Below are 9,037 nucleotides of genomic sequence, written 5' to 3'. Positions count from 1 at the left end.
GTCGTTAGCTCAGTTGGTAGAGCAGTTGACTTTTAATCAATTGGTCGCAGGTTCGAATCCTGCACGACCCACCAATTCAGAATAAAGCGCCTTTATGGCGCTTTTTTCGTTTCTGCTATTGAGAGATTTCCTGCGCTTCAGGGTAAAACTGCTTTTTCCAGCTATTTCAGACTTTAAACAAAGTGCTGGCTCAGGGAGCACAGGCCTTTCGCAAAGACGCAAAATCGCCATCCATGGCAGGCTCAGCGCGGGCGATTACGCACCTCATCCCTGAGGTGCGCCCGCAGACGGGCCAACGCTTTGCGTTGTTCAAAAACGCTCCCGGCGTTTTTGTCCCTGTCCCGCGATGCTTTGCTACAGGCCTGTGATCCCCTCGCTTTAAGTTTATCTGCTGTCTTTTAGCCCTTTTTGGTGCCTGTTTTTTTTTCTGCTGCACTGACATTGGCTTAACAGATAAGCTCTCGCCTTTTCGCAACCTTAACAATTTCAGCTCTCAAGTCGTTTCACAGCGTGCCGATAACGTATCTGACAACTTACAGGGAGAAAAATGATGTCTTCAATTTCCGGAATTCTAAGCAGTGCAGTCAGTGGCGGTGACAGCGGTGGCGGCAGTGTTGCCTCGCAGGTCGCGGCGCTGAATAAACAGATTCAGAACGTCTTAACGCAAGTCAAAGAGCTGGCCGACAACAAAGAACTGACTGACGAACAGAAGTCTGAAATGCAGCAGATGTATCAGTCACAAATCACCATGTTGCAGGCACAGATTGCTCAGCTGGAACAGAAGCAGGCCGAGCAGGATCAGCCAAAGAGTGACAGCTCGTCCGTCAGTGAGAGCAAAGCAGACGGGATTAACCGCCCTACCGACACAAACAAAATTGATGTCTACATCTAAAATGCGGGCCTGGCCTCGCGTTGTTGCGCCAGCAGCGTCGCCTGCTGGCGCACCTCCTGCCAGATCGCTTCGGCAGCAGGCGTCAGCGAACGGTTTTTACGCTTGATCAGCGTAAGGCTGCGATTGATCTCCGGATATAGTCGCCGCACCGTTAATGCGCGATCCGCCGGTAACGGTAACGCCAGCGCGGGCAGAATACTGATGCCGATCCCCACCTGTACCATCGGAAACAGCGTAGCGGGATGACCAATCTCCTGAACGACTTCAGCCCTGATATTCTGCTGCTGCATCGCCGCATCAATGAGGACCCGACTGCCCGAAGCATAGTCCTGAAGCACCATGGTGCGGCCATCCAGCATTGACCATTCTGCCCTTTCCACCTGCGCCAGCGGATCATCATCACGGCATAGCAGCAGGAAAGGCTCATCCAGAATCGCGATGCTGTCAAAATCGCTGTCGCTGAGTGGCCCAATCACAATCCCGAAATCGACTTCGGCGTTACGCACACTTTGCAGCACCCACTGCTGGGCGCGATCGTGCAGTATCACTTTGATGTCAGGAAAGTGTTGCTGGCTGGCGGCCAGACATTGCGGCATCAGATGAGCGGAAATGGTCTGGCTGGCTGCCACCCTGACGGTACCACTGCGCTGTTCGCCAAAACTGCGGATATCCAGCAGCGTGGTATGAATCTCCTCCAGCAGGCGCTCCATGCGTGACGCCAGCTGTTTTCCCGCTTCAGTCAGCATCACCTCCCGGGTGGTTCGATCCAGCAATCGCACGCCGGTTTCCGCTTCCAGCTCTTTAATACTGTGGCTTACCGCCGACTGACTCAGACCTATCGCCTGCCCCGCCTGGCTGAATCCGCCATAGTGAGCCACCGCAATAAAGGTTCGTAGCTGACGCAGGGTGTAATTCATCGATTCTGCTCATAGATTAATTCAATAAATCAATTTTATTTCTAAACAGGTTTCACGCACAATCGCGCTATTGAAAAATTTACCGGAATTTAACAATGGGATTTTTAAAACTCGATCCGATGATGGTTAAACTCATCATCACTGTACTACTGGCCTCTTTCCTGCCAGCCAGAGGGATCTACGTCGATATATTCAGTTATCTCGCGACAGCAGCGATAGCACTGCTGTTCTTTATGCATGGTGCCAAGCTGTCGCGTGAAAAGATCATCTCAGGCAGCAGTCACTGGCGGTTGCATCTGTGGATTATGTTCAGCACCTTTGTGCTGTTTCCGGTGCTGGGTCTGTTGCTGGTCTGGTGGCATCCGGTTAATGTCGGCCCGGAAATTTATACCGGCTTTATCTACCTCTGTATCCTGCCTGCGACCGTGCAATCCGCTATCGCGTTTACCTCCATGGCGGGCGGTAACGTTGCGGCAGCGGTATGCAGCGCCTCTGCATCAAGCCTGCTGGGTGTGTTTATTTCGCCGTTGCTGGTGAACCTGGTGATGGATATTCACAGCAGCGCGCCCAGCGATGGACTGGAGCAGATCGGGAAGATTATGCTGCAACTGATGGTGCCTTTCGTGCTGGGACACCTCTCACGGCGCTGGATCGGGGGCTGGGTTGAAAAGCACCGCAGCCTGATTGGCAAAACCGACCAGACCTCGATTCTGCTGGTGGTCTACTCCGCCTTCAGTGAAGCGGTGGTTAATGGCATCTGGCATCGCGTTGGGTTGATTACGCTGCTGTGGATTGTGGCAGGCTCAATCATTCTGCTGACCGCCGTGCTGATTATCAACCTGCTGGCCTCGCGTCTGTTCCGCTTTAAACGCGCCGATGAGATTGTGGTGCTGTTTTGTGGTTCGAAGAAGAGTCTGGCGAATGGCGTGCCGATGGCGAATATCCTGTTCCCGGCCAGTACCGTGGGGATTATTGTGCTGCCGCTGATGATTTTCCATCAGGTACAGCTGATGGTCTGCTCATTTATTGCCGGACGTTATAAGAAGACCAATGAGAAGCAGCAGCAGGCTGTGCAGGTCAAGGATTCGGTAATGGAGTCTCAGAAATAGATCGGCTGCCCGCCAGTGCGGGCAGCGTTACTTACGGGTCTGAAGCGGTTTAACTAACCCTTCCAGACCCTCAATTTTTATTGTCAGGGTGAGTTGCATGAGATCACCCAGCAGACCAGACGGAAAGTCCCCACTGCGGGCAAACCACAGCAGATAAGGCTCAGGCAGATCGATCAGCATCCGCCCCTTATATTTGCCAAACGGCATAGGCGTATTGGCTATCGCCACCAGCTGATGTTCATCCATCTGAGGCTCCCAGCAGGCGGATCATTTCCGCTTCATCAATCACTTCAATGCCAAGCTCCGCTGCTTTCGCCAGCTTTGAACCAGCCGCTTCACCGGCAATCAGCAAATCAGTTTTCTTTGAGACACTGCCGCTGACTTTTGCGCCCAGCGCGATCAGCTGCGCTTTGGCATCATCGCGGTTCATCTGCGACAGTGAGCCAGTCAGCACCACCGTTTTACCCGCGAACGGACTGTCGATCTCTTCGGCTCTCACCACCACCACCTGCGGCCAGTGAATACCGATATCCTCGACCAGCTGGCGGATAACCTCACGGTTGCTTTCCTCTTCCATGAAGTTGCGCACGTGTGCCGCAACGACTTTGCCGACATCCGGCACCGCAATCAGCGCCTCAAGATCGGCATCCATGACCTTCTGCAACTCACCAAAATGGTTAGCCAGATTGGCAGCGGTGGCTTCACCCACTTCACGAATGCCCAGTGCATAGAGGAAACGCGCCAGCGTAGTCGATTTCGCTTTCTCCAGCGCGTCGACAACGTTTTGCGCCGATTTCGGCCCCATGCGATCCAGTCCGGTCAGTTTGCCCGCCGTGAGACGGAACAGATCCGCTGGCGTGTTGACGTACTCTTTCTCCACCAGCTGGTCGATAATCTTATCGCCCATGCCATCAACATCCAGTGCCCGGCGCGAGACAAAATGCTTCAGCGCCTCTTTGCGCTGAGCACCGCAGATTAAACCGCCCGTGCAGCGCGTGACCGATTCCCCTTCGACCCGTTCAACCTCGGAACCACAAACCGGACAGTGTGCCGGGAACAGGACTTCACGCGTCTGTTCAGGGCGCTCGGCGAGCACCACGTTGACCACCTGCGGGATCACATCACCGGCGCGGCGAATGACCACCCGATCGCCGATGCGTAATCCCAGCCGCTCGATTTCATCCGCATTATGCAGCGTGGCATTGCTGACGATCACGCCCGCGACCTGCACCGGCTCAAGGCGAGCTACAGGTGTGATAGCCCCGGTGCGGCCAACCTGAAATTCGACGTCCCGCACCCAGGTCAGTTGTTCCTGTGCCGGGAATTTAAAGGCAATCGCCCAGCGCGGCGCGCGCGCCACAAAGCCCAGTTTTTCCTGCAGTTCCTGTGAATCGACTTTGATCACCACGCCATCAATATCAAAACCCAGATTCGGACGCTGTTGCTCAATATCACGATAGAAGGCCAGGGCTTCTTCTGCGTTGTGCACCAGCTTAATGCGGTCGCTGACCGGCAGGCCCCAGGCTTTAAACTGTTGCAGACGCCCCATGTGACTGTGCGGCATCTCACCGCCTTCCAGCAGGCCAAAACCGTAGCAGAAGAAGGTCAGCGGACGTTTGGCGGTAATGCGCGGATCCAGCTGACGCAGAGAACCGGCTGCTGCATTGCGCGGATTAGCAAAGACTTTGCCATCAGTCCGGCGTGCTTCCTCATTCAGCTTTTCAAAGCCGCGCTGCGTCATAAATATTTCGCCACGCACTTCCAGCCGTGCCGGAATGTTGTCGCCTTTAAGCCGCAGCGGGATAGCGCGAATGGTGCGGACATTGGCGGTAATGTTCTCGCCGGTTGTGCCGTCACCGCGCGTTGCGGCCTGGACCAGCAGACCATTTTCATACATCAGGCTGACCGCAGCGCCATCGAGCTTGAGTTCACAGCAGTAGGTTATGTCGTCACTGCTTTTCAGGCGATCCTGCACCCGCTTGTTGAAAGCCATAAACGTGGCTTCATCAAAGGCGTTATCCAGCGACAGCATCGGGACTTCATGGCGCACCTGCTCGAAGACCGTCAGCGGCGCGGCACCCACGCGTTGTGTCGGCGAGTCTGGCGTAATGAGATCCGGGTGTTCCTCCTCCAGCTGACGCAGTTCGCGCATCAGACGATCGTATTCAGCATCCGGCACTTCCGGCGCATCCATAACGTGATAGAGATATTCATGATGGCGCAACGTGGTGCGCAGTTCGGTGATGTGATCCTGGACGGATTTCATAAAGCCCCATCAGATAAAAAACCCCCGACAGGCGGGGGTTTGTTTTTAACAATTCAGATAGCGTTTAGCGCAGGTCTCAGACGCCAACCACATCGCGGATACGCGCTTTGTAAGTTTCCAGCTTCTGTGGCGTCATCATGCGACGCTCATCATCCAGCACCACGCCACCTACATCATCAGCGATACGCTGAGCCGACTGCAGCATCAGCTTGAAGTTCTGATTCGCATCGCCATAAGAAGGCACCATCATAAAGATAGAGATGCCAGGCGTGCTGAAATCGGTCATCAGGTCAGGATTGAACGAGCCCGGCTTAACCATATTGGCCAGACTGAACAATACCGGGCCGCTGCCAGCCGGACTGAGATGACGATGGAAAATGTTCATTTCACCAAACTGGAAGCCCGCCTGAAGAATACCCTGCAGTAGGGCCTCACCGTTCAGTTCACCGCCCGAGTGTGCGGCAACATGCAGCACCAGTACCGCTTCTTTCGGTTTTTCCGCTGGCGCTTTAGCAGCAGGCTGTGCCGGCGCGGGGGCCGGTGTCACTTCAGGCTGCGGCTCAGGTTCTGCCTGGTACTGCGGTGCTGGCTGTACAGATTCCAGCGGATCGAGATCCAGCAGCGGGTCGGCCTGAACGGGCGGCGCGACAAAAGTGGGTGCGGGCTGCTGACGAACCGGTTCAGGGCGCGACTGCGGAGCAGGCTGCGGTGCCGTGTTAAAAAGCGGGTCGCTTTCAGGTTCGGGTTGCGGTGCGGGTCGTGGCGCAGGCTGACGCACAGGCTCAGCGGGCGCAGGCTTACGCGGCGCTTCTGGCTGTGGCTCGCGAATCTCATCGAAACGCGGTTCCTGATGTACGTTGCGATCAGAACGAACGCGAACCTCGCCGACGCCATCATCCTCGTCGTCAATCAGGTCCTGCTCATCATTTTCATCACGTTGTTTTAGACGTTTGTGCGGGCGATCGCGGAACACTGACGAACGCTCTTTACGGCTGGTCCACAGCCCGTGAAGAAGGAGCGCTATAATGGCGATCGCGCCAACAACGATTAATATCAGACGCAAATCCTGCATCATTGTATTCTCTGTTGTTCCAATACCTTGCCACCGCGGCAAACTTTATCCTCTAACTGTATTTGCCCTGCTACACAAGTGCAAGTCTGTGCACTATTTTCTGACAAATAAGATAGGCAACCCACGCTTTTTCGCTGTTTTTTTACCCAAACGGCACCTGGCCTGGAGAAAAAGCCAGGTTATAGTGGGCGCGCCTTAACATCTTCAGGAGAACTGGCTTTATGGCCCTTGAGAATTCCGTCTCAAATTTTAACGGCATGCACTACTTTAGCCAGGGCTGGAAACTGGTACGTCTGCCTGGCATTCGCCGCTTTGTGGTGATGCCGTTGCTGATCAATATCGTGATGCTGGGTGGCGCTTTCATCTGGCTGTTCTATCGTCTCGGTGACTGGATCCCGCGTCTGATGGCCCATATTCCGGACTGGCTGCAGTGGCTGAGCTATCTGTTATGGCCGCTGTCGGTGATTGCAATTGTGCTGGTGTTTAGCTACTTCTTTTCGACCCTGGCAAACTTAATTGCCGCTCCGTTTTGCGGCCTGCTGGCCGAGCAACTGGAAGGCCGCCTGACAGGCAAGCCCCTGCCGGACAGCGGCTGGGCTGGAATGATCAAGGATGTGCCGCGCATCATGAAGCGCGAGCTGCAAAAACTGGGTTATTACCTGCCCCGCGCGCTGGGTCTGCTGCTGCTCTATTTTATTCCTGGCTTTGGCCAGACCGTTGCGCCGGTGCTGTGGTTCCTGTTCAGCGCCTGGATGTTGTCCATCCAGTATTGCGACTATCCGTTCGATAACCACAAAGTGCCGTTTCAGCAGATGCGCAACGCCCTGCGTCAGCACAAAACGGCCAATATGCAGTTTGGCGCGCTAATCAGTCTGTTCACCATGATCCCGGTTCTGAACCTGGTGATCATGCCGGTTGCCGTCTGCGGTGCCACCGCCATGTGGGTCGATCGCTACCGGTCAACGCTGGCACGTGATGAGTTGCGCTAAATTCATCAGTGCGCCTTATGCTCTTTTTAGCAGGGCTTATTGCCGGGCGACATATAGATATACGATTTCTTTCCTTCCGCCACCAGGCAGAAAAGGTATGCTCATAGGGTTCCCAATAATTCATACAGTTAAGGACAGGCTATGAGTAAGATCTATGAAGACAACTCTTTGACAATTGGTCATACGCCATTGGTTCGACTGAACCGCATCGGTAACGGCCGCATCCTTGCGAAAGTTGAATCCCGTAACCCGAGCTTCAGCGTAAAATGCCGTATCGGTGCCAATATGATTTGGGACGCAGAAAAACGCGGTATTCTGAAACCGGGTGTTGAACTGGTTGAACCGACCAGCGGCAATACCGGTATTGCTCTGGCCTATGTCGCCGCAGCGCGCGGTTATAAATTAACGCTGACGATGCCAGAAACCATGTCAGTTGAGCGCCGTAAATTGCTGAAGGCGCTGGGCGCGACGCTGATATTGACCGAAGGCGCCAAAGGCATGAAAGGTGCCATCAGCAAAGCTGAAGAGGTTGTTGCCAGCAATCCGGATAAATATGTGCTGCTGCAGCAGTTCAGCAACCCGGCCAACCCGGAAATCCATGAAAAGACCACCGGCCCGGAAATCTGGGAAGACACGGACGGCGAAGTGGATGTCTTTATTGCCGGTGTCGGCACCGGCGGTACGCTGACCGGCGTGAGCCGCTACATTAAAAACACCAAAGGCAAAAAAGATCTGATTACCGTCGCGGTTGAGCCGACCGATTCCCCGGTGATTGCTCAGGCGCTGGCGGGCGATGAGATCAAGCCCGGCCCACACAAAATTCAGGGTATCGGCGCAGGCTTTATCCCGGGCAACCTTGAGCTGAATCTGGTGGACCGCGTCGTGGCCATCACCAATGAAGAGGCGATCAGTACGGCGCGTCGGCTGATGGAAGAGGAAGGTATTCTGGCCGGTATCTCATCCGGTGCTGCCGTTGCCGCGGCGCTGAAGCTGCAGGAAGATGAAGCCTTCGCCAACAAAAATATTGTGGTGATCCTCCCCTCCTCCGGTGAACGCTATCTGAGTACCGCCTTGTTTGCCGATCTCTTCACTGAAAAAGAGCTTCAGTAGCAGAGGCCGATAGTCCGAAAATGGAGAAAAAAGCACCCAATCGGGTGCTTTTTTGTGGTGCAGATCTCACTTTCATCACCCGGCAGATTGATTTCAGTGACGCCGCTCTGGTATTTAGACTGCCAATTATTTCGATGCCTGAAATTAATCCGCGTTTGAAGTGGATCAAGCTGAATCGATTTACGGATTCAGTGAAACGGCGAATCACGGCATAATTAACCGGTGACGTGTAGAATCGGTTTTGAGACGCAACGGACTGTAGATTTGACGCATGCGCGTCTTTGGTCAGCATGAAGCTATACCCGCGCACCTACACAGGCTAAAGTAAAGGCTCCAGGCTAGACTTTAGATCCATAACACTCATCCTGATAACGTTGGGGAAATAGAATGTTCCAGCAAGAAGTTACCATTACTGCACCAAACGGTCTGCACACTCGCCCAGCTGCGCAATTCGTTAAAGAAGCCAAAGCTTTCCAGTCAGAAATTACCGTGACCTCTAACGGTAAATCAGCGAGCGCGAAGAGCCTGTTCAAGCTGCAGACACTGGGTTTAACCCAGGGAACGGTTGTGACCCTTTCCGCGGAAGGTGAAGACGAGCAGAAAGCAGTTGAGCATCTGGTCAAACTGATGGCTGAACTGGAGTAATCTCCGCTCAGCTCTCCAGCAAATCGACTCCTCTGCG

General features: G+C 54.3%; 9 protein-coding genes. 5 read left to right on the top strand and 4 right to left on the bottom strand.

The genetic code is table 11. The features are described from left to right. Nucleotides 1-550 precede the first annotated feature (550 nt). A complete protein-coding gene (locus tag HFD94_RS16670; RefSeq protein WP_010259880.1) occupies nucleotides 551-892 on the top strand; it encodes a FlxA-like family protein in 342 nt (113 codons plus the stop codon). On the opposite strand, the gene HFD94_RS16665 is transcribed toward HFD94_RS16670, so the two are convergent. Further along, nucleotides 889-1,809 (bottom strand): LysR family transcriptional regulator, encoded by a 921-nt coding sequence (locus tag HFD94_RS16665; protein ID WP_010259882.1) that lies wholly within the window; start codon nucleotides 1,807-1,809, stop codon nucleotides 889-891. The two genes, HFD94_RS16670 and HFD94_RS16665, sit on opposite strands and share 4 nt — an antisense overlap. 95 nt (nucleotides 1,810-1,904) lie before the next feature. On the opposite strand from HFD94_RS16665, the gene HFD94_RS16660 reads away from it, so the two are divergent. Then, nucleotides 1,905-2,918, top strand: coding sequence for a bile acid:sodium symporter family protein (locus HFD94_RS16660; protein ID WP_010671370.1), 1,014 nt, complete (start codon nucleotides 1,905-1,907; stop codon nucleotides 2,916-2,918). A gap of 27 nt (nucleotides 2,919-2,945) precedes the next feature. Here the strand turns inward: HFD94_RS16660 and HFD94_RS16655 are convergent, their stop codons facing one another. From HFD94_RS16655 to zipA, 3 genes are all read right to left on the bottom strand, one after another. Next, the gene (locus tag HFD94_RS16655; protein ID WP_003848878.1) at nucleotides 2,946-3,164 is read right to left on the bottom strand and encodes a DUF3820 family protein; all 219 of its coding nucleotides are present in this window, start codon (nucleotides 3,162-3,164) and stop codon (nucleotides 2,946-2,948) included. Then, complete coding sequence (gene ligA, locus HFD94_RS16650; protein ID WP_022624163.1) at nucleotides 3,157-5,184, bottom strand: NAD-dependent DNA ligase LigA; 2,028 nt, start codon at nucleotides 5,182-5,184, stop codon at nucleotides 3,157-3,159. The genes HFD94_RS16655 and ligA overlap by 8 nt, the downstream gene beginning before the upstream one ends. 76 nt (nucleotides 5,185-5,260) lie before the next feature. Continuing rightward, the gene (gene zipA / locus HFD94_RS16645) at nucleotides 5,261-6,259 is read right to left on the bottom strand and encodes a cell division protein ZipA (RefSeq protein WP_022624162.1); all 999 of its coding nucleotides are present in this window, start codon (nucleotides 6,257-6,259) and stop codon (nucleotides 5,261-5,263) included. A 218-nt stretch (nucleotides 6,260-6,477) separates the two neighbouring features. Between zipA and cysZ the strand changes: the two genes are divergently transcribed. The 3 genes from cysZ to ptsH all read left to right on the top strand — a co-directional run bounded on the left by cysZ (nucleotide 6,478) and on the right by ptsH (nucleotide 9,000). Further along, nucleotides 6,478-7,245, top strand: coding sequence for a sulfate transporter CysZ (gene cysZ, locus HFD94_RS16640; protein ID WP_010259893.1), 768 nt, complete (start codon nucleotides 6,478-6,480; stop codon nucleotides 7,243-7,245). A gap of 141 nt (nucleotides 7,246-7,386) precedes the next feature. Continuing rightward, nucleotides 7,387-8,355 carry a cysteine synthase A gene (cysK, locus tag HFD94_RS16635; protein ID WP_010259895.1) on the top strand — a complete coding sequence of 323 codons (969 nt, stop codon included), beginning with the start codon at nucleotides 7,387-7,389 and terminating at the stop codon, nucleotides 8,353-8,355. A 387-nt stretch (nucleotides 8,356-8,742) separates the two neighbouring features. Continuing rightward, nucleotides 8,743-9,000, top strand: coding sequence for a phosphocarrier protein Hpr (ptsH, locus tag HFD94_RS16630; protein ID WP_003848868.1), 258 nt, complete (start codon nucleotides 8,743-8,745; stop codon nucleotides 8,998-9,000). Nucleotides 9,001-9,037 lie beyond the last annotated feature (37 nt).

Source organism: Pantoea sp. EKM20T, from assembly GCF_011800485.1.
GTDB lineage: Bacteria > Pseudomonadota > Gammaproteobacteria > Enterobacterales > Enterobacteriaceae > Pantoea > Pantoea agglomerans.
Note: the sequence above shows the minus strand (reverse complement) of the source record. Positions and strands in the feature narration are given on the sequence as shown.